17 protein-coding genes are annotated in these 20,503 nt (G+C 68.4%); 7 read left to right on the top strand and 10 right to left on the bottom strand.

What is annotated here, in order from left to right:
• The first annotated feature begins 32 nt into the window (after positions 1-32).
• The 4 genes from PGN37_RS09090 (at position 33) to PGN37_RS09075 (ending at position 4,594) form a co-directional block, all read left to right on the top strand.
• Entirely contained in the window at positions 33-2,012 is a 1,980-nt protein-coding gene (locus tag PGN37_RS09090) for an acetyl/propionyl/methylcrotonyl-CoA carboxylase subunit alpha (RefSeq protein ID WP_335330703.1), read from the top strand.
• Positions 2,009-3,169 (top strand): acyl-CoA dehydrogenase family protein, encoded by a 1,161-nt coding sequence (locus tag PGN37_RS09085; protein WP_335330702.1) that lies wholly within the window; start codon positions 2,009-2,011, stop codon positions 3,167-3,169. The genes PGN37_RS09090 and PGN37_RS09085 overlap by 4 nt, the downstream gene beginning before the upstream one ends.
• Positions 3,169-3,930, top strand: coding sequence for an enoyl-CoA hydratase family protein (locus PGN37_RS09080; RefSeq protein WP_335330701.1), 762 nt, complete (start codon positions 3,169-3,171; stop codon positions 3,928-3,930). Before PGN37_RS09085 ends, PGN37_RS09080 begins: the two co-directional genes overlap by 1 nt.
• A gap of 85 nt (positions 3,931-4,015) precedes the next feature.
• Positions 4,016-4,594 carry a DUF1707 SHOCT-like domain-containing protein gene (locus PGN37_RS09075; RefSeq protein WP_335330700.1) on the top strand — a complete coding sequence of 193 codons (579 nt, stop codon included), beginning with the start codon at positions 4,016-4,018 and terminating at the stop codon, positions 4,592-4,594.
• A gap of 4 nt (positions 4,595-4,598) precedes the next feature.
• Here PGN37_RS09075 and PGN37_RS09070 read toward each other — a convergent pair whose 3' ends face one another.
• The 9 genes from PGN37_RS09070 to PGN37_RS09030 all read right to left on the bottom strand — a co-directional run bounded on the left by PGN37_RS09070 (position 4,599) and on the right by PGN37_RS09030 (position 15,723).
• On the bottom strand, positions 4,599-6,572 hold the full coding sequence (locus PGN37_RS09070; protein ID WP_335330699.1) for a vWA domain-containing protein: 1,974 nt from the start codon (positions 6,570-6,572) through the stop codon (positions 4,599-4,601).
• A complete protein-coding gene (locus PGN37_RS09065; protein ID WP_335330698.1) occupies positions 6,565-7,977 on the bottom strand; it encodes a sigma 54-interacting transcriptional regulator in 1,413 nt (470 codons plus the stop codon). The genes PGN37_RS09070 and PGN37_RS09065 overlap by 8 nt, the downstream gene beginning before the upstream one ends.
• 92 nt (positions 7,978-8,069) lie before the next feature.
• Entirely contained in the window at positions 8,070-9,653 is a 1,584-nt protein-coding gene (gene purH, locus PGN37_RS09060) for a bifunctional phosphoribosylaminoimidazolecarboxamide formyltransferase/IMP cyclohydrolase (RefSeq protein ID WP_335330697.1), read from the bottom strand.
• On the bottom strand, positions 9,650-10,279 hold the full coding sequence (purN, locus tag PGN37_RS09055) for a phosphoribosylglycinamide formyltransferase (protein WP_335330696.1): 630 nt from the start codon (positions 10,277-10,279) through the stop codon (positions 9,650-9,652). Before purN ends, purH begins: the two co-directional genes overlap by 4 nt.
• A 10-nt stretch (positions 10,280-10,289) precedes the next feature.
• Positions 10,290-11,780: a cell division protein PerM gene (locus PGN37_RS09050; RefSeq protein ID WP_335330695.1), complete on the bottom strand. Its 1,491-nt coding sequence runs from the start codon at positions 11,778-11,780 to the stop codon at positions 10,290-10,292.
• Positions 11,781-11,812: 32 nt separating this feature from the next.
• Positions 11,813-12,712: a DUF5336 domain-containing protein gene (locus tag PGN37_RS09045; RefSeq protein ID WP_335330694.1), complete on the bottom strand. Its 900-nt coding sequence runs from the start codon at positions 12,710-12,712 to the stop codon at positions 11,813-11,815.
• A gap of 161 nt (positions 12,713-12,873) precedes the next feature.
• Positions 12,874-14,004: a dimethylsulfone monooxygenase SfnG gene (gene sfnG, locus PGN37_RS09040; protein ID WP_335330693.1), complete on the bottom strand. Its 1,131-nt coding sequence runs from the start codon at positions 14,002-14,004 to the stop codon at positions 12,874-12,876.
• A 62-nt stretch (positions 14,005-14,066) separates the two neighbouring features.
• Positions 14,067-15,227, bottom strand: a complete 1,161-nt coding sequence (locus PGN37_RS09035) for a type III PLP-dependent enzyme (RefSeq protein ID WP_335330692.1) — start codon at positions 15,225-15,227, stop codon at positions 14,067-14,069.
• Positions 15,196-15,723 (bottom strand): hypothetical protein, encoded by a 528-nt coding sequence (locus PGN37_RS09030; RefSeq protein WP_335330691.1) that lies wholly within the window; start codon positions 15,721-15,723, stop codon positions 15,196-15,198. The genes PGN37_RS09035 and PGN37_RS09030 overlap by 32 nt, the downstream gene beginning before the upstream one ends.
• 133 nt (positions 15,724-15,856) lie before the next feature.
• On the opposite strand from PGN37_RS09030, the gene PGN37_RS09025 reads away from it, so the two are divergent.
• The 3 genes from PGN37_RS09025 (at position 15,857) to PGN37_RS09015 (ending at position 18,882) form a co-directional block, all read left to right on the top strand.
• Positions 15,857-16,705, top strand: a complete 849-nt coding sequence (locus PGN37_RS09025) for an LLM class F420-dependent oxidoreductase (protein ID WP_335330690.1) — start codon at positions 15,857-15,859, stop codon at positions 16,703-16,705.
• Between the two features lie 64 nt (positions 16,706-16,769).
• Positions 16,770-18,269, top strand: coding sequence for a DUF4185 domain-containing protein (locus PGN37_RS09020; RefSeq protein ID WP_335330689.1), 1,500 nt, complete (start codon positions 16,770-16,772; stop codon positions 18,267-18,269).
• 130 nt (positions 18,270-18,399) lie between these two features.
• On the top strand, positions 18,400-18,882 hold the full coding sequence (locus PGN37_RS09015; RefSeq protein ID WP_335330688.1) for a hypothetical protein: 483 nt from the start codon (positions 18,400-18,402) through the stop codon (positions 18,880-18,882).
• On the opposite strand, the gene PGN37_RS09010 is transcribed toward PGN37_RS09015, so the two are convergent.
• Positions 18,879-20,405, bottom strand: coding sequence for an acetyl-CoA acetyltransferase (locus PGN37_RS09010; RefSeq protein ID WP_335330687.1), 1,527 nt, complete (start codon positions 20,403-20,405; stop codon positions 18,879-18,881). The two genes, PGN37_RS09015 and PGN37_RS09010, sit on opposite strands and share 4 nt — an antisense overlap.
• Between the last annotated feature and the right edge of the window lie 98 nt (positions 20,406-20,503).

The following is a 20,503-nucleotide window of genomic DNA, read 5'->3' as shown; positions in this document are numbered from 1 at the left end:
GATAATCACGCCGAAATCGCAAGGAGAGGCGCGTGATCACCCGAGTTCTGGTCGCCAACCGTGGCGAGATCGCGCGGCGGGTGTTCGCCACCTGCCGGCGACTCGGCATCGGCACTGCCGCGGTCTACACCGACCCCGACGCCGAGGCGCCCCACATCGCCGAGGCCGACGTTCGCGTGCGCCTCGACGGCACCCGCGGTTACCTGGACACCGCCCAGCTGATCGCCGCCGCGCGGGCCGCGGGTGCCGACGCCGTCCACCCCGGTTACGGATTCCTCTCGGAGAACCCCGATTTCGCGGCCGCGGTGATCGACGCCGGCCTGACATGGATCGGCCCGCCGGTGGCCGCGGTGGCTGCTATGGGTTCCAAGATCGAGGCGAAGAAGATCATGGCCGCGGCAGGCGTGCCGGTGCTCGACGAACTCGATCCGGACACGGTGACCGCCGACATGCTGCCGGTGCTGATCAAGGCGTCGGCCGGCGGCGGCGGCCGGGGTATGCGCGTGGTGCGTGATCTCGCCGAGCTGTCCGCGCAGGTCGACGGCGCCCGACGAGAAGCCGAGTCGGCGTTCGGCGACCCCACAGTCTTTTGCGAGCGCTACCTCGACGCCGGCCATCACGTCGAGGTGCAGGTGATGGCCGACGCACACGGCACGGTGTGGGCGGTGGGCGAGCGGGAGTGCTCGATCCAGCGCCGTCATCAGAAGATCATCGAAGAGGCGCCCTCCCCGTTGGTGGAGCGCACACCGGGCATGCGGGACAAGCTGTTCGAGGCGGCCCGGCTGGCCGCCACCGCGATCGGCTACACCGGGGCGGGCACGGTCGAATTCATGGCCACCTCGGATTCGACGACGGACGATGGTTCCTTCTTCTTCCTGGAGATGAACACCCGCCTACAGGTCGAGCACCCCGTCACCGAACTCACGTCCGGTCTCGACCTGGTGGAGCTGCAGCTGTCGGTCGCCGACGGAGCCCCGCTGGGCCCGCAACCACCGGCCTCGACCGGCTCGTCGATCGAGGCGCGGCTCTACGCCGAGGACCCCGCCAAGAACTGGCAGCCGCAGGCGGGCACCGTGCACCGCTTCGACGTGCCCACGGCAGGAAAGCATTTCGAGCTGCTCGACCGGGCGGGAGTGCGCCTGGACTCCGGAGTCGACGACGGCTCGGTGATCTCGGTGTTCTACGACCCGATGATCGCGAAGGTCATCTCCTGGGCACCCACCCGGGAGCGAGCCGCCGCGCTGCTGGCCGACGCGCTCACCCGCACCCGGCTGCACGGTGTCCGCACCAACCGCGACCTGCTGGTCAACGTCCTTCGGCATTCGGCGTTCCTGGCCGGCGCCACCGACACCGCGTTCTTCGACACCCACGGCCTCGCCGAGCTCGCCGCACCGGTGGCCGACACCGCGACGACCGAGCTGTCGGCCATCGCCGCGGCGCTGGCCGATGCCGCGCACAACCGCCGCACAGCAACGGTGTTCGCGGGCATTCCGAGCGGGTGGCGCAATCTCGCGTCAGGCTGGCAGACCAAGAGCTATGTCGACGACGAGGACACCGCACACGACGTGGCCTACCGCGTCCTGCGCGACGGCGTACGGATCGCGGATCGCGACGACGTCACACTGGTGTCGGCGACGCCGGATCAGGTGGTGCTGAGGGTGGCAGGCGTGGACCGTCCGTTCGGCGTCGCCCGTCACGGAGACGACGTGTACGTCGACTCCCCCGCCGCCGCGGTGCACCTGACGGCGCTGCCGCGGTTCCCCGACCCGGCCGATGCCGTGGCGCACGGCTCGCTGCTCGCGCCGATGCCCGGCTCGGTGCTGCGAGTCGGGGCCGCCGTCGGCGACACCGTCACCGCGGGCCAGCCGCTGGTGTGGCTGGAGGCGATGAAGATGGAGCACACCATCGCCGCGCCGGCCGACGGAGTGTTGGCCGAACTCAACGTCACCGCGGGAACGCAGGTGGAAGTGGGCGCCGTACTGGCGCGTGTCGATTCAGGAGAGGCGTCATGACCGGATTCATCGAGACCGAAGAACAGCAGGCCCTGCGTAAGGCGGTCGGCGCGATGGCCGCCAACTACGGGCAGGACTACTACCTGGAGAAGGCTCGCGCCGGCCAGCACACCGACGAGCTGTGGGCAGAGGCCGGCCGGCTCGGCTTCATCGGGGTGAATCTCCCCGAGGAGTACGGCGGCGGCGGTGCGGGCATGTACGAGCTGAGCCTGGTCATGGAGGAGATGTCCGCGGCGGGGTCGGCTCTGCTGATGATGGTGGTGTCGCCTGCGATCAACGGGACGATCATCGCCAAGTACGGCACCGACGAGCAGAAGCAGCGCTGGCTGCCGGGCATCGCCGACGGCACGATCACGATGGCCTTCGCGATCACCGAGCCCGATGCGGGCTCCAACTCCCATCGCATCACCACCACGGCGCGGCGCGACGGCAGCGACTGGATCCTCTCCGGCCAGAAGGTCTACATCTCCGGCGTCGACCAGGCTCAAGCCGTGCTCGTCGTGGGCCGGACAGCCGACCACAAGACGGGCAATCTGAAGCCCGCGCTGTTCGTCGTACCGACCGACACCCCGGGCATGAGCTGGACGAAGATCGACATGGAGATCGTCAGTCCGGAGAACCAGTTCCAGCTGTTCTTCGACGAGGTCCGCCTGCCCGCCGACGCCCTGGTCGGCTCGGAGGACGCCGCCATCGCCCAGCTGTTCGCGGGACTGAACCCCGAACGCATCATGGGTGCGGCGAGTGCGGTCGGCATGGGACGGTTCGCCCTGGAGAAGGCCACCTCGTACGTCAAGACCCGGCAGGTGTGGAAGACGCCGATCGGTGCGCACCAGGGCATCTCGCATCCCCTGGCGCAGAACCACATCGAGGTCGAACTGGCCAAGCTGATGATGCAGAAGGCCGCTGCGCTGTACGACTCGGGTGACGACGCCGGCGCCGCCGAGGCGGCCAACATGGCCAAATATGCCGCGGGCGAGGCGTCGGTGCGCGCCGTCGACCAGGCGGTGCAGTGCCTCGGCGGCAACGGGCTGACCAAGGAGTACGGCATCGCCTCGGTGCTGACCGCCTCGCGGCTGGCCCGCATCGCGCCCGTCAGCCGGGAGATGGTGCTCAACTTCATCGCGCAGACCTCGCTCGGACTCCCCCGGTCCTACTGATGCTGGTCAGCTATGAGCGCGACGGCCCAGTCGTCCGGCTGACGCTCGACTCACCGCACAACCGCAACGCGTTGTCGACGGCGTTGGTCGCCCAACTGCACGAAGGTCTGGAACGGGCCGCGGCCGACCCGGAGGTGCGGGTCGTCGTGCTGGGCCACACGGGTGGGACGTTCTGCGCGGGCGCCGACCTGGCCGAGGCGGCAGGCCGCGATCCCTCCGAGCTGGCCGTCGACCGGGCCCGGGAGATGACGCAGCTGCTCCGTCGCATCCTGACGTGCCCGCTGCCCGTCATCGCCGCCGTCGACGGTCACGTCCGTGCGGGCGGGCTCGGCCTCGTCGGTGCCTGCGACATCGTGGTGGCCGGCACGGCCAGTACGTTCGCGCTGACCGAGGCCCGCATCGGCGTGGCCCCGTCGATCATCTCGCTGACGTTGCTGCCGAAGATGACCGCCCGCGCCGCCGGCCGCTATTTCGTCACCGGCGAGAAGTTCGGCGCTACCGAGGCCGAGCAGATGGGCTTGGTCACTCTCGCCACCGCAGACGTCGCCGCCACCGTCGACGATCTGACGGCGGCGATCGCGCAGGGCTCGCCTCAGGGGCTGGCCGAATCGAAAGCGCTGACCACCGCCGCGATTCTCGACGACTTCGACCGCCGCGCGGAGTCTCTGACGCAGCGTTCGGCGGCGCTGTTCGTCTCCGACGAAGCCCGCGAGGGCATCCTCGCCTTCCTCGAGAAACGCAAGCCCCGCTGGATCGGCTGACAGCTCACAGTTTGGCCACGGACCTTGCATGTATCGCCGATCGTCGTAACCTGGTGGCGATGTTCGGACGTAGCAGGAGGGCCCTATGAGCAGCCCCGCGTCGCGAAACCGCTCGATGCGTGCTGCCGACACCGATCGCATCCAGGTCGCGCAGTTGCTGACCGATGCGGCGGCGTCAGGCACGATCGGCGTGAGTGAATACGAAGCCCGGCTGGCCAGGGCGTATGCGGCTCAGACCTGCGATGAACTCGACCGGCTGTCGGCTGATCTGCCGGGCGCGATCACCCGCGGCCGCAGCGGCACGTGCCGCCCCGCACCGTCGAGCACCCTGTTGGCGATCCTGTCGGGCTACGAGCGGCGCGGCCGATGGAACGTCCCGAAGCGGCTGACCACATTTGCGTTCTGGGGCGGCGGCGTCGTCGATCTGCGCTACGCCGACTTCACCGCACACGATGTCGAGATCCGCACCTACACGATCATGGGCGGCCAGACCATCCTCGTCCCGCCGGAAGTGAACGTCGACCTGCGCGGTGTGTCGGTGATGGGCAGCTTCGACCACAGCATCGAAGGCGAGGGCGCCACGGGTGCGCCCTGCGTCCGCATCTCCGGGTTCGCGCTGTGGGGCAGCGTCACCGTCAAACGGAAGAAGCGCAAGTCGGCCTGACGAGTCAGCGCCGCCGCTTGGACCCCAGGTAGTCGCCCACCACCGCGGCACCGAGCCCGTCGAGGTCGGGCACGACGACACGGCCGCCCACCCGCCGGGCCACCTGATCGATGAACCGGGCCAGGCCCGGGTCGCTGCCCAACCGGAAAATCGTCACCTGCGCGCCCAGTCGCGCGACCTCGTCGAAGCCCTTCACCGTGTGTCCGATAGTGCGGGGGTGCGGCGGATAGTCGAAGAACACCGCGGGACTTCCGTTCCTGTCGAAGTCCTCGAGGTGGGCGGTCGGCTCACCGTCGGTGACGACGAGGATGACGGGTTGCGCGTTCGGATGCCTGCGCAAGTGCCGGGTGGCCAGCGCCAGCGCGTGATGCAGGTTCGTGCCCTGCTCGTAGACACCCTCCAGTCCCGTGAGTTCGGCCGCGCTCACCGTGCGCGCGTAGCGCCCGAACGCGATGATCTGCAGCGCATCGGATCGGAACCGGGTGCTGACGAGGTGGTTGAGTGCGAGCGCGGTGCGCTTCATCGGGAGCCAGCGGTTCTCCATGACCATGGAGAACGAGGTGTCGACGAGCAGCGCGACCGCGGCCTGCGTGCGGGTCTCGGTCTCGGAGATCTCGACATCGTCGACCGTGATGCTGATGGAGCCCCTTCGTTCCCCGGTGCCGGCTTCGCGGAGTACAGCGTTGGTGAGCGTTCGCGTCACATTCCACGGTTCGGTGTCGCCGAACTGCCACGGCCGCGTCGCACCGGTCAGCTCACCGGCCGCACCGGCACGGCGGGTGTCGCGTTCACCGTGCCGGCCCGAAAGCTGTTGCGCCACATCCCGCAACGCAGTCTGGCCGAGCTGACGCATCGCCTTGGGCGACAGCCGCCACTGCCCGTCGGCACCCCGGTCGAGGAAGCCCTGGTTCATCAGCGCACGTTCGAGTTCGGCCAGCGTGCGCGCGTTCACCGCAGCTTCCTCGCCGAGCTGACGGGCCAGCATGTCGAGGTCGACATCGTCCATGGAGGCACCTGAGTAGCTCTGCGAGAGTTGCTCAGCGAGCTGCTCGAGCTCGGCGATATCGGCCAGCGCCTGCGCGCCCTCGGCCATGCCCAGCGGGTCGTCCCCGGAGAAGCGCTCCGAGCCGTTCCAGTCCTCTCCGGGCCGGGCGGCCTGCAGGTGCGCGTCGAGTCGATCGAGGGCGTTCATCAGCGATGGTGACCCGAAGGCGTTCTGCGCCAACTGATCCAACTCGGCGCGTTGCTGCTCGGACAGGCTGTTACGGAAGCGCTGCGCGGCCGCCGCCCGCTTGGCCAGCGAGTCGAGCAGTTCGTCGATGTTGCGCGGGCTCTCGGGGAAGAACTCACCGTGCTTAGCCATGAAGTTCTCGAAATCCTGCTGGCTGTCTTCGCCTTTGGCGTGCTTGTCCAGCAGGTCGTTGAGGTCGTCGAGCATGTCGTTTACGCGTTGCCGATCCTCGTCGGTGGCGTTCTCCAACGCCTCCTTCATGCCGGCGAAACGCTGATCGAGCATCTCGCGACCCATGAGGTCCTTGATCTGCTCGTACTTCTGTCGGGCCTCGGGTGAACGCCAGTCGTACTCCGAGAGCTCCTGAACGGCCTTGGCCGGTGAGGGCGAGAGCGACTCCAGTTGCAGCTCACCGAATCTCGCGTCGTCGTCGAGTGCGCGCGCCAGCTCTTTGCGTTCGGCGAGCACGGCCTCGTCGAGCAGCTTCTTGATGTCGGCCAGGGTGCCGTCGAGGTTGTTGCGCTGAAGAAGTTCCCGACGCCGACGGTTGGCCTCGGCGGCCAGCTTGTCGGCGCCTGGCATGTTCTTGGAGCCTCGCCGCAGCAGTTCCTGCATCGCGCGCCGCGGCGAGGTGCCCTCCATGACGTCCTGCCCGATGGCTTCGAGTGCCTCACGCAGGTCGACCGGAGGGGCCAGCGGATCGGGCCCGCCGGTGTATCGCGAGTACCGCGAAAGTCTCTTAACCATAGACAGTTTCGCCCTCTCCGGACACCTTGTCGATGCGCTTGGCCAGGTAGAGCGCCTCGAGCGCCAGCTCGATCGCTGCCGCCCGCTGTCCCTCCGACGAGGCGTCGAGGCGGCGCTGAATCTCCGCGACGGCGGACACCTCGGGCAGTGCGGCGAGCACCTCGCGCGCCGATACCCGCTCCCCCGTCGTGACGGGTGAGCCGTTCTCGACCGCGGTGACGATCGGGCCGACGTCGATGCCGCCGAGCAGCCGCTGGGCAGTCTCGGCGGTGGCGCGCCGCAACAGGTGTTCGAGCACCGCCTGCTCGCGGCCCTCTTCCCCGGACTCGAATTCCAGCTTGCCTCGCAGCACGTCGATCACGGTGCCGAGGTCGACGACACGCGCCACCGGGTCCTGTTCGCCGAGCAGCGCGGCGCGGTGCCGGGCGGATGCGGCGACGGTTTCCGCGGCGGCGATCGCGAACCGGGCCGAGACGCCGGAGCGCTGATCGATCGCGGTCGATTCGCGCAGTGCGCGAGCGAATCTGGCGAGGATGGCCATCAGGTAGGGCGGCACCTCGGCGGCCAGGTGGGCCTCCTGGGTGATGACGCCGACCTCGGCGTCCAGTTCGAGCGGGTAGTGGGTGCGGATCTCTGCACCGAAGCGGTCCTTCAGCGGCGTGATGATCCGTCCGCGGTTCGTGTAATCCTCCGGGTTGGCGCTCGCGACCACGAGGACGTCGAGCGGCAGCCGCAGCGTGTAGCCGCGGACCTGGATGTCGCGCTCCTCCATGACGTTGAGCATCGCGACCTGGATGCGCTCGGCGAGGTCGGGTAGCTCGTTGACCGCGACGATGCCGCGGTGCGCACGCGGGATCAGGCCGTAGGCGATCGTCTCTGGATCGCCGAGGCTGCGGCCCTCGGCCACCTTGATCGGGTCGATGTCGCCGACCAGGTCGGCCACGCTGGTGTCGGGGGTGGCGAGCTTCTCGGTGTAGCGCTCGCTGCGGTGCCGCCACGCGATCGGTAGGTCATCGCCGGAGTCGGCGGCACGCCGAATCGACTCCGGAGTGATGGGGCTGTAGGGGTGCTCGCCCAGTTCCGCGCCGGCGATTACGGGCGTCCACTCGTCGAGCAGTCCGCTCAGGGCGCGCAGCAGACGCGTCTTGCCCTGCCCTCGTTCACCGAGCAGAACCATGTCGTGGCCGGCGATCAGCGCCCGTTCCAGCTGCGGAATGACGGTGTCGTCGAAGCCGAGGATGCCCGGCCAGATCTGTTCGGCGGTGGCTCCCGAGCTCAGCGCGGCGAGCAGGTTCTCCCGGATCTCGGCCTTGACGCTGCGCTCCTGATGCCCGGAGGCACGCAGCTCGCCGACGGTGCGGGGCAGGTCGGCGGTGGCGGGCGAAGGTTGGAAAGCTGAAGTCACCACTCCACGCTACGACTGTTCCCCGCGAGCGCGCGGGTCTGCGCGCAACACACCGTCTCACGCAGGCATTTTGCGTGCGTTCACGGCGATCGTCAGTGCGCGAAGTGACGCGCTCCGGTGAGGTAGAGCGTGATCCCCGCCTCGGCAGCCGCCGCCGTCACCTCGTCGTCGCGCATCGAACCGCCGGGATGGACCACGGCCGTCACTCCCGCGCGCGTCAACGTCTGCAGCCCGTCGGGGAACGGGAAGAACGCGTCGGAGGCCGCGACGGCACCCTGCGTGCGGTCACCGGCCCGCTCCACCGCCAGGCGCGCCGCGTCGACGCGGTTGACCTGACCCATACCGACGCCGACGGTGGCGCCGTCCTTGGCGATCACGATCGCGTTGGACTTGACCGCGCGGCAGGTTCGCCACGCGAACACCAGATCGGCGAGCACCGCCGGATCCGCGGGCGTGCCGGTAGCCAACGTCCAATTCGCCGAATCGTCGCCCGCTGCGTCCACCGCGTCGCGCTGCTGCACCAGCAGGCCGCCACTCACCTGGCGGAACTCGGTGCCCCCGGGTTGCGGCTCCGAGGCCACCAGGATGCGGATGTTCTTCTTGCCGCGCAGCACCTCCACCGCGCCCGGCTCATAGGCCGGCGCGACGATGACCTCGGTGAAGATTCCCGCCACCGTTTCGGCCATCTCGACGCTGACTTCGGTGTTGGTGGCGATCACGCCGCCGAACGCCGACAGCGGGTCGCATTCGTGGGCCTTGCGGTGTGCATCGGCGACCGACACCTTCGACACCGCGATGCCACAGGGGTTGGCGTGCTTGATGATCGCCACGCAGATGTCCTCGTGGTCGAACGCCGCGCGCCACGCCGCGTCAGCGTCGGTGTAGTTGTTGTACGACATCTCCTTGCCATGCAACTGCTCTGCCTGCGCCAAACCCGGCCAGCCGCCGTCGTCGCTGTAGAGGGCCGCCTGCTGGTGCGGGTTCTCGCCGTAGCGAAGCACCGCGGTGCGCCGGAACGTCGCCCCGAACCACGGCGGCAGCGCCACGTCGCCGGCCTCGGCGGTGTCCTCGGGCGCCAGCACCGACTCCATCCACGACGCCACCGCGACGTCGTATTCCGCGGTATGACGGAAAGCCAGTGACGCCAACTTCTTTCGTTCGGCGAGAGTGAAGCCGCCGGAACGGACCGCAGCCAGCACACCGTCGTAGCCCAGCGGTTCGACGACCACCGCGACGCTGGGATGGTTCTTGGCCGCGGCGCGCACCATCGACGGGCCGCCGATGTCGATCTGCTCCACACACTCGTCGACACCGGCCCCGGAATTCACCGTCTGCGTGAACGGGTACAGGTTGACCACGACGAGTTCGAAGGCCTCGACGCCGAGCTCCTCGAGTGCCGAAACATGTTCGGGCTTGCGCTGATCGGCGAGCAGCCCGGCGTGGACGCGGGGATGCAGTGTCTTCACCCGGCCGTCGAGCACCTCGGGGAATCCGGTCACGTCCTCCACCGGGGTCACCGGAACACCGGCGTCGGCAATGGTTTTCGCGGTCGAGCCGGTCGAGACGATGTTGACCCCCGCCTCGTGCAGGCCCTGGGCCAGCGGCACGAGCCCCGTCTTGTCGTACACGCTGATCAGGGCGCGGCGGATACGCCGCCTGCCGTCGAGCTCGCTCATCCTATGGTCGCCTTTCGTCCCGTCCAGGTGACGCCGCGGGTGGCCAGCGCCGCCAGGACATCCACCAGAAGTTCTCGTTCGATCACCTTGATCCGTTCGTGCAGGGTGGCCTCGTCGTCGCCGTCGAGCACGGGCACCGCCTGCTGCGCGACGATCGGGCCGGTGTCGGTGCCCGCGTCGACGAGATGGACGGTGCACCCGGTGACGCGGACGCCGTAGGCGAGTGCGTCACCGACGGCGTGCGCGCCGGGGAACGCGGGCAGCAACGCCGGATGGGTGTTGACCACACGTCCCGGAAAGCGCGAAAGAAACGCCGGACCAAGGATTTTCATGAAGCCCGCCGAGACCACCAGATCGGGCTCGTGTGCCGCCGTCGCCGCGGTGATCGCCGCGTCCCATGTAGCGCGGTCGGGGTGGGCGCGCAGCGGCACCGTGAACGTCGGGACCGACGCGCGCTCCGCGATCTCCAACGCGCGACACTCGCGGTCGGTACCGACGGCGACGACGCGCGCGGGGTAGTCGCCGACCGCGGCTTCGAGCAGCGACGCGAGCAGGGAGCCGGTGCCGGAAGCGAGGACCACGAGCCGCGACGGCGCACTCGGGGGAACCCGGACCGGTGGCTGCACGGCTGGAAGCCTAGTGGGTGGTGCCGTCGCGGCCCGAACGCATGTCGTCGTCGGCGACGAAATGGTCCTCGGGATCCTCATGCTCGGCGGGAAGCTCTGCCGACGCGAACTCCTCGCGCACCGGTGGCGGCGGCGCCTCGGGCTCGGGGTCGGGCACTGGATCGGGCACCGGATCGGGCACAGGCTCGACGCGCTCCGAGGCGATCACGACGGTGTCGGATTCGAGTTCGGCGTATGCCGGCTCGTCGTCTACGGGGTCCTGCGCGAGGGCCCCGGATTCGACGAGCGGCTTGGGCCTACGAACCCTGGGCGCGAAGCCGCCCGACATGGCGACGGTCAGCGCGCCGATGCCGGCGAACCACACGAAGACCGCGGGCCCGAAAGTCGCCTGGTCGACCCCGACGTCGCCGAAGTTCCCCAGCGGTCCGCCGCCGGCGTAACCGAGCAGCGCCATCGCGCCTGCGCCGAGGGCCGCGGCCACCACCAGCTTGGCCAGCGCCTGCACCGGCGGCAACGCCCGGCGTGCGCACTGCTGGCCCAGCGCGACCCCGGAGACTGCGCCGACGATCAGCAGCGCCACCCAGATCGGGCCCAGCGGCGGGGTCGGTACGGCGGCCAGCACGGGCAGGGCCGGCACGTCACCGCCCAGCACGGTGAACGCGCTGAACGTGGCCAGCCCGACATGCGCGCTGGAGCCCACGGCGACCGCGGCGGCGCCGACGACGACGTTGGGCAGGTACAGCAGCGAGAGCACGGTCAGGCTCAGCTGCCCGAACAGCGAGTCGGTGATCGAGTAGAGGTCGTGCATCGTCGACCAGTGCACGACGAGCGAGCCCGCCACCACCGCCGCGGACAACGCTGACAGAGCCAGCACCCCGACGCCTGCGGCGCGGAAAGCATCGGGCAGCCAGGCGGGGAGCGGCGGGCGCAGCAGCCGCCGGCCCATCCGGGCGCCGACGCCCAGCGCGGCCCCGAGCAGGTGCACGACCAGCACACTGGCGAAGGCGCGCGAGGCGTCCGGCGTCTGCAGCTCAGTCAGCACCGACGCGGCATCGTGGATCACCGCCAGGCACAGCGCCGCGATCAGCAGGGGCCCGCCGAGCGCCGAAGCCACCACCCAGCGCGTCACGAACCAGGACGTGTGGGTGACCGCGGCCGCGGTCGTGCGCGCCGTGCCGTAGACCATGGCCAGCGCGGGAAGCAGCGGCATCACCCCGAGCGCGCTGCCCGCGATGGACACCGGCACCTGGTGCACACCCAGCCACATGCTGGCGATCGCACCGAGCGCACCGGTCATGTCGCTGTTCGCGATCAGTAGCTGCAGCAGCACCACCGCCGCGATGACGACCAGCGCGACCAGCGACGGCCCGAACGCCACCCGGAGCAGTTCACGCGCCTGGCGTGGGCCCGCCGGTCCGGGCGTGTTACCCGCGCGTGGGGCTGTGTTCACGGGTCGGGCCGCTCCTGAAAAGACGCTGTCGGACGCGCGACGGTCACGCATGCGCGCTTGAGACTACGACGCGCTCGATCAAACTACGAGGAGGACGGGCCCGACTGCGAGGACGGCGAGGACTGGTGCTGCGTGGGCACCTGCGTCGTCGGAGTGCTGCTGGACGGCGGCTGGCCGTAGGTCGGGTAGCCGGTGGGCGGCGTCGGCGAACCGGATTGCGCGCCCGAAGGCTGCTGACCGGACTGACTGCCCGACGGCTGCTGGCCCGACGGGGACGTGGCCGGGAAGCCGCCGGTGGACGGGCCGGAGCCCGGATAGCCGCCGTACGGCGTCGGGTAGCCGGGGCGCTGCTGTTGGGGCTGACCGTGCTGCGGCTGACCCTGCTGGCCCGGCTGGCCGTAGTAGGAGCCGGGGTACTGGCCGTATTGCGGCTGCTCGTACTTGGGCCGCGGCGTGGGCGGGGTGAGGATGCCGGAGTCGAACAGCAGCACCACGACCGCAGTCGCGGCCTGGAGCAGCGTGAAGGCTGTGACCAGCCACAGGCCCCAGGCGACGCTGGTCCCGCTGGGCTTGTTGAGCACTTCCGAGATCACCAGCAGGAAGCCCAGCACGGACGCGACGGCGGCCAGTGCGACACGGCTCTTCTGCTTGGGCAGCAGGCCGACACCGGCGAGGAGCGCGCCGACGACCGAGGCGACGATCGCGATGCCGAGACCGACGGAGCTGCCGCTGAGCTCGCCGAGACCCGGGAAGTCGGAGGACTCGACGGTGAACTGCGGCGCGAAGTACGACAGGTACGCGAGCAGACCGAGACCGGCGACCGCGGCGCTGAGGTACTCGGGCAGCTTGCCGGGGCCTTCCGCGGCGGGGCCGCTGGGCTCACCGACCCGGGCGAACTGCTGCGTCGGCGCGCTGAACTGCGTGGTGGGCTGCTGGCCCGGCTGATAGCCGTGGCCTCCGGTCGGGCCTTGTGGGTACGACATGACCTCTCCTGTGGTGTGCGGGCCCCGTGTCCACGATGCCGATCGACGATGCCGATCAGCGATGTCGACGCAGGCGACTGCGATCCCGACGGACCGCCTGAGCGATTCGATGAACCACGCTAGCGCACATCGCTGGGGACCCCGAGGGGCGGAGGCAGGCCTCAGGCGGGGATCAGCACCGGTGTGTCGGCCGTCGACTGCTCCGCGGCCTCGATCTCGCGGACCAGTGGCAGCACCTTGGCACCGAAGTACTCGATCTCCTCCTGGAAGTGCAGGAAACCACCGAGGATCAGGTCGACGCCGCGCTTTCGGTACGCCGCGATGCGCTCGGCGATCTGTTCCGGCGTGCCGATCAGCTGCGTGCGGAAGCCGTCGTTGTACTGCACCAGGTCCTCGAAGCTCGAGTCCGCCCACATACCCGTCTTGTCGCCGGTGGAGTTGCCGGCCTGCTGCACGGCGGATCGGAATCCCTCGACAGCGGGCCGATTGGCCTTCTCCACGATCTCTCTGAGGGTCTCTTTCGCTTCTTTTTCTGTGTCCCTGGCGATGATGAAGCCGTTCAGGCCGAACTTGACCTCGCGCCCGACGTCCCGGGCATGGTCACGGACGTCGACGATCTGTTCGGTGACGCCGTCGAAGTCCTTGCCGTTGGAGAAGTACCAGTCGGCGTAGCGGCCGCCGTTGCGGCGAGCCGCGGTGGAGTTGCCGCCCTGGAAGATCTCCGGGTTCGGCCGCTCGGGTGTGTTGACCGGTTTGGGTTTGAGGGTGAAGTCGTGGATGCGGTAGAAGTCGCCGCGGAAGTCGACGTCGTCTTCGGTCCAGATCTTGCGGAGGACCTGCAGGAACTCGGCGCTTCGCCGGTAGCGTTCGTCGTGTTCGAGCCAGGGCTCACCCAGGTGGGTGAACTCGTCCTTGAACCATCCGGACACGACGTTGACGGCGAATCGGCCGCCGGAGAGCTGGTCGGCGGTGGCGCCCAGCTTGGCCAGTACGCCGGGCTGCCACAGCCCCGGGTGGACGGCGGCGATCACCTTGAGCCGCTGGGTGGCCAGCAGCAGCGCGAGGCTGAAGCTCGTCGACTCGTGCTGGTATTCCGCGCCGTAGCTGGCTTCGTAGCGGACCTGGGACAGCGCGTACTCGAACCCGTTGTTCTCGGCGGTCTGTGCGAGCTTGACGTTGTAGTCGTAGTTCCAGTCGGTGCGCTGCTCGATGTCGCTGACCACCAGGCCGCCGCTGACGTTGGGCACCCAGTAGGCGAAAGAGACGTTCTCGGCGATGCGTTCGGTCGTCATGGTGTGCCATCGAAGCGTCGCCGCGGCCGCCCGTCATCGGTATGGATCGCGATGAGGCGAAGTCAGCCCATCACGATCGGCGTGGCCTCGATGCCGTTGAACCGCGACGCGGTGACGGAGGTGTAGGCGCCCATCATCGGACTGACGAGGATGTCGCCGACGGCCAGGCCGGGCATCGGGTAGTCCCGCGCGATCACGTCGGCGCTGTCACACGTGGGCCCCGCCAACGTCACCGGCTGCAGCGTCGGCTCGGCCTGCCCATCCAGCTCGGCGAGCGCCAGGATCGGCGCGTGGACGTCCTCGGTCATCACGTTCGAATAGCTTCCGTACAGCCCGTCGTCGAGGTAATGCCACGTCCGTCCACCCCGTTCCGCGCTTCCCACCACCGACGTCAGCAACGTCATGCAGTCGGCAGCCAGGAACCTGCCCGGTTCACACACCCACGTGAACTCTTCGCGGCGCGTGCCGAGGACGTCGTCGACGATGGCGCCGATCTCGGAGATGGGCGGCTCGTCTTCGCGGTAGCTGACCGGGAATCCCCCGCCGATGTCGATGACCCGTGTGGGTTGTCCCAGTGCGGCGGCGAGGTGATCTGTGAGATCGAGGGTGTGGTGGAGCGCGCGGCGGAACGGTTCTGTCGAGCTGCTCTGACTCCCGACGTGAAAGCTGAATCCCGCGAACCCGACACCGCTGGCCAGTACGTGCTTGACCAGCAGTTCGGCGTCGGCGGCCGTGACTCCGAACTTCGACGACAGATCCGATTTCGCCGCGGGATTGGGGAAGGCGAGTCGGACCAACAGGTCGATGTCGGCGGCACGGCCGGCGAACTTCGCCACTTCGGCGACGTTCTCGACGACGAAGGTGCGAATGCCCGCGGCGTAGGCGTGGTCGATGTCGGCCGGCTTCTTGATGGGGTTGGTGTGGATGCCGCGGTGCAGCGGCAGGCCGAGGCGGCCCAGCAGATCCACCTCGCCCCGCGTCGCGACGTCGAAGCCGCCGCCGCAGATCGCGACGGTGGACAGCACCACAGGGTGCGGCAGCGCCTTGACCGCGTAGTGCACGTCGAAGCCTGGAAGCGCGCGCTGCAGTTCACGCAGCCGCCGCGCCACCCGGTGGGGTTCGAGGACGAGGAGTGGCGTGCCGTGCGTCTGGGCCAGCTGGGTCCAGCGCGGTGCGGTGGCGCGCAGCTGCTCACGCAGCTGAGACCGTCGGTGCGGGTTCATGACCGCTCCTTTTGTCGATCGGACGGCGGTGTGCGAGCAGCGCGGTGAAGCGCTCGTAGCTGAAGACGGCGCATCCGTAGAACGCCACGTCGGAGACCAACTTGCCGAAGATCCAGCCTGCGGCGATGTTGCCCAACAGCATCGGTCCGACATAGAAGGCCAGAGGGCGCACCGCGATGCTGTCGATCAGTTCGGCGGGGCCGAACTCGATCGCGACACTGCGTAGTGCCAGCAGGGTCGACACCATGATTCGATCGCCGCGCGTCCGGTGGCAGTGATCGCGATAGGTCCACCGCAGAGCGGTCAGGAATGCCGTTGCGTAGTAGCCGGCGGAGGCTCCGACGGTGGCGGCGACTGCCGCGGCTGCCAACGAGCCGGTGGCTCCGTAGGCCAGCGCGGCTGCTCCGAATTCTGCTGCGGTGCCGGCGATTTCGCACGTTAGATAGCGACGGAGCCATTCCCCGATCCGGGACCGCATGGGCGTTCGTGCCTTCATGCGAATAACTGTCGCGCGACCGAATTGCGCGGTCTTGAGTAGCGCGCTACCCAACTCTGCCCGCACGGGTGCGTCCCACTACCCGAGCACCCCCACTTGCGGACGCATATTGGAACACGTTCTAATTCACCCTATGGACTTTGGGTTGGTGCTGTTCACCTCCGACCGCGGCATCACGCCGGCCGCGGCGGCCACGCTCGCCGACGAGCACGGTTTCTCCACGTTCTACGTGCCGGAGCACACCCACATCCCGATCAAACGCCAGGCCGCCCACCCGACCACCGGCGACGAGACCCTGCCTGATGACCGCTACATGCGCACCCTGGACCCGTGGGTGTCGCTGGGCACCGCGGCCGCGGTGACGTCGCGGGTCCGGTTGTCGACGGCGGTGGCGCTGCCCGTCGAACACGACCCGATCACGCTGGCCAAATCGATCGCCACCTTGGACCACCTGTCCGGCGGCCGGGTCTCCCTCGGCGTCGGATTCGGTTGGAACACAGATGAACTCGCCGACCACAACGTGCCCCCCGGACGCCGTCGCACGATGCTTCGCGAATACCTGGAGGCGATGCGGGCACTCTGGACCGACGAAGAGGCCGCCTACGAGGGCGAGTTCGTGAACTTCGGTCCGTCCTGGGCCTGGCCCAAGCCGGTGCAGTCGCACATTCCCGTGCTCGTCGGCGCCGCGGGTACCGAGAAGAACTTCAAGTGGATCGCGAAGTCGGCCGACGGCTGGATCACCACTCCCCGCGACTTCGACATCGACGCACCGGTCAAGCTGCTGCAGGACACCTGGGCTGCAGCCGGACGGGACGGGGCTCCGCAGATCGTGGCGCTGGACTTCAAGCCGGATCCCGACAAACTGGCTCGCTGGCGTGAGCTCGGGGTGACCGAGGTGCTGTTCGGTTTCCCCGATCGCAGCCCCGACGAGGTCGCCTCGTACGTCGAACGGCTCGCGGGAAAGCTCAGCGCGCTGGTGTGAATTGGTGCGCCGGACTCCCCGGCCCCGGTCCTAGGCTGGTGAGGAACGCCGGTTTGGGGGCCTGATGTCCATCTCGATGATTCGCGCGCAGCAGCCGCAGCGCGTCGTCGATTCCGGGCATGACCTCAGCCGAAAGGCTTCGATGCTCGATGGGCTGATCGGCGAGCAGGTGCGCGCGGCCAACCGTATGCGGGAGAGCTGGTTCGGCCGGGCGACGAAGGCTGCCGCCGCGAAGTCTTACCGGGACATCCAGCAGGAGTATCTCGAGCACGAGAAGCTGGTCGCCCTGGCTGCGGCCATGCAGTCCGGCGGCGAGGCGATGGTCGCGATCCGATCGGTGTTGTTGACGTGGGTGGGTATCGCCGCATCGATGTTCGACGTCAGCGATGCCGGCGTGGTGACTGCCCGGGCGCCGAACGACACGGCGCCGTGGGTGGCCATCGCCGCGGCGTACACGAGGATCATCCAGCAGCTCATCGAACAGTTCCTCACCGCCGACGAGAAAACAGCCACGGGTACCGGCGCCATCAACGCGGGCTGGCTTCCGGGCAACAATCCCGGGCCCGGCGGCATCGACCCCGACAGTCTGAACAGCGATCAGCTGAAGTGGCTGCAGAGCCTGGCAGGTTCGGGAGATCCGACGACCGGTGACGGCGGGGTCGGCGTACCCAACACCGACCTGTCGATCATGGGGATGACCCCCGACGGACGCATGTTCACGATCCAGGGCGACACTGCCGAGCACATGGGCGACGGTGGTGGGCCGGGGCCGCGAACAGAGCAGGGCGGTTTCAACAACATCATCTTCTGGACGATGGACGAGCACGGGAAGTGGGTGGTCGACGACGTCGTCGACGACCCGTTCCCGAATGCCCCAGGTGACATCTCGACGATCCCGACGTCGACGTTCACCGACGGCGACACGATGTACGCCTCGGTGATGAACGTCGCGAACTGGGAGCGGGGCACATGGCGGACCCGGAGCTCTGAACTGTACAAATCCGTCGATGGCGGCAAGACATGGACGAAGGCAGGCCCGGCATGGACGAACAATGCCGCGTCCAACAACCCTTTTCAGGTGCAGAGCTTCACTCCGCGCGACGATGGATATGTGTACATGTACGGCTCGGAGAACGGCCGAAGCAATGACGGTCTCCATGTCGCGCGCGTACCCACCGCCGATATCGAGGACCACGCGAAATACGAGTACTGGAACGGCAACTCGTTCGCCACCGGGGAAGGCGGCGCCGACGCAAGCCCGCCTGTACTGCAGCCACCGGCGGGCTACAGCGGCGTCGGCGAACCCAACGTGCACTTCTACGACAACAAGGCACTTCTGACCTTCAACGACAACAAGGGCAACATCTTTACGAGCTCGTCGACGGACGGCGTGAATTGGTCGCCGCCTCAGCTGGTCACATCGCAACCGGGCGCTTACGGCGTCTTCCAGTCACCGCTGTCAGCCGGCGATTCCGTCGATGCCTCGATCTCGCTGTGGAATCCCTATGGGACGCTCCTGGTCACCATCGCGAACTCCGATACGAAAGGACTGGGCGGGTATTGATCACACCATCGATGAAGTGGGAGGCCTCATGCCGTTCGAGCGAGGGGTTCTGATGACCACTGTCCGTCGACGAGCACGCTTCTGCGCCCTCGTGGTCGCCTGCGCTGCAGCTCTCGCAGGCTGCGGCAGCATGACGGACAGCCGAGCGGACACGAGTACCCCGTCGACATCGTCATCCGCCGCGACCCCGCCTGGTCCCGACTTCTCGGGCATGACGCCCGTCGACCTGCAGCAGTTCCAGCAGACCTATCCGTACTTCATGGGCGTGCAATTCAGCACCCCCGACGGTCAGCAGTGCTACAGCAACGACATGAATTCGCTCGACGACCAGGCGATCCGGACGCTCACCTGTGAGGGACCGCGGCCCGACAAGGGGCCGGGATCGTGGGAGATCGACGTCGCTACCGACAGACCGGCGGCCATCGAGCCAGCCGCCCCATCACTCAACCCCGACTACCAGCCGCCAGAGAACGAGCGACCCACGTCTCTTCCGCCGCACCATGTCATCGACTACAAAGGCATCCGATGCGGAGTCGATGACGCGGGCACCACCGCCTGCACGGTGGGCGACCATGGCTTCGTGCTCACCCCGACGGCGACCACGCTCTTCTAACCCAGGACGGCCCTGTTGCCCTCGTCCGTCGGCGTCACAACGACTTTCGCCCCCAACGGATCACCGTCGGACATCAGCGCGACCAACTTCTCGTCGGTGGAGGTGGCCATGAATCGGGAGCCGTCGTCAAGACGCCCGACGATGATGCCGGTGTGCACCGGCCAGTCGTAGCGCACCGAGTACGTCTCGACGACACCGGGCCCCTCGGGCTGCTTCGTCACCGGGATCGTCGGTAGCGCGGCCACCTGCTCGGTGAGTTCCGCGCTGCGCGACGAACGCCATTCGACGGGCTCGGTCGAGTAGATGCCGACCGAGTACTTGCTCATGATGCCGCCGTTCGCGCCGACGAAGCCGAATTCACCGGGCTGATCGCGCATTTGGGTGACGGTCTCGGCGATCGCGTGAGCCGAGTAGCTGTTGCCCGGCCCTCCGAAGTACGGGAGGCCTCCGGTCAGGGTCAGGCCGCGGGGATCGTCGCCGCTGATGCCGAGCGCCTCGCCGGCTACGAACACGGGGAACGGGAAACAGCTGTACAGATCGAAGGTGGCGATGTCGTCGACCCCCACCCCGGCCACCCGCAACGCCTCGTGCACCGCGTGGACAGCAGCGGGGCTGGCTCCCATGTCTGCCCGGCTCAGCAGAGCCTGCTCCACGAGGTCCGAGTGCCCGTGGACGAACACCCACTTCTCTTGCGGAATGCCGTGGCGGCGAGCCGCTTCGATCGACATCACGATCAACGCGGCGCCCTGGTTCACGGTGTCGCGAGCGACCAGGTACCGCGGGTAGGGGTCGCAGATCATCCGGTTGTCGTCGGTGACGGTCTCGATCTCCTCGACCGAGCGTTCCACCGGCGACGACGAAAGCGGGTTCTTCGCAGCCACTTTCGACATCGGCGCGAACAGCTCTGCCATCGCATGTCGATACTCCTGCACGCCGAGGCCGAGCCGGGCCCGGCGCGCATTGTCGAGCAGCCCGTATTGCACTGGGGCGCCGGTCAATCCGTGCGTGACGGTGTATTCGTCGATGTAGCTGTAGATCCCGTGCCCGCGATCCTCGAGCTGACCGTCGACCGTCTCGGTGAAGTCCGGTTTGTCGTCGCGGTCGGTGAAGTACTTGGCCGTCGATCCCGGCTCGGAGCCCATGATCATCACGACATCGGCGTCGCCGGCGACGATCGCAGCGCCCGCCTCAGCCACCAGCTTCTGCGGGCCTTGCCCACCCACCGGTTCGAGGACGACGCGCGCCGGATTCCCACCCAGGCGTTGCATGACCGAGCGCGGATAGTTGTTCGACTTGCCGAGCGTGGCGGGCATCGGGCCCGAGATCTCGAACTGCCGCAGCCCGAAGACCGTGTCGACGGCCGCTGCCACTGAGCCTGCATCGGCACCGGTGTCCGCGAGGGCGGCCCGCGCGGCTTCGGTCGCCAACTCGACGGCCGACATGCCGCGATAGCCGGGGTCGTCGATGCGTTCGGTGAACTGACCGACGCCGACCAGAATCGGGGTGCGCGGATCAACCGGCATGACGGGCCTCCTGACAGGTGTTAATTCGAGAGGCTAATAGAACGTGTTACTGCTCTCCAAACGCGGCGAGCGCGCACGTTTGTACGGCTGCGACGGCG

The organism is Mycobacterium kyogaense (genome assembly GCF_036946525.1).
GTDB lineage: Bacteria > Actinomycetota > Actinomycetes > Mycobacteriales > Mycobacteriaceae > Mycobacterium > Mycobacterium kyogaense_A.
This window is presented reverse-complemented; position numbering and strand designations above follow the sequence as displayed.